Genomic DNA, 396 nt, shown 5'->3' on the forward strand with positions numbered 1-396 from the left:
CAGTTGCCTGGAGATGGGGTCTGACCCTGAAGGCGACAGTGACATCTATCCGCTTCTCGAGACACCGATTTCGAAGAAGCACCCTCCCGATGAATCGGAAACGAAGGCCGGTCAATCCGCCCTGAAACTTCTGATAAAGTCGGGTTCGCCGGAAAGGGAAACGCGGACGCGGGACCCCGGAAAGCACCGAGGAAATCGGATCGGAAAGATCTGATAGAGTCGGAAGCGCAAGACCGAAGGGAAGCGCCCGGAGGAAAGCCCGGAGGGGTGAGTACGAAGGAAGCGTCCGTTCCTTGAGAACTCAACAGCGTGCCAAAAGTCAACGCCAGATATGTTGATACCCCGTCCATCGGGTACACCGATGGTCGAGGTTCCTTTGAAGAAACACAGCGAGGA

General features: G+C 56.3%; 1 protein-coding gene. It reads left to right on the forward strand.

Annotation, left to right across the window (positions count from 1 at the left end; all coding sequences use genetic code 11):
- Positions 1-214 (forward strand): hypothetical protein (locus KDL01_RS42580; RefSeq protein ID WP_212534364.1); only part of this gene is annotated, 214 nt, incomplete at its 5' end.
- Positions 215-396 lie beyond the last annotated feature (182 nt).

The organism is Actinospica durhamensis, from assembly GCF_018139695.1.
GTDB lineage: Bacteria > Actinomycetota > Actinomycetes > Streptomycetales > Catenulisporaceae > Actinospica > Actinospica durhamensis.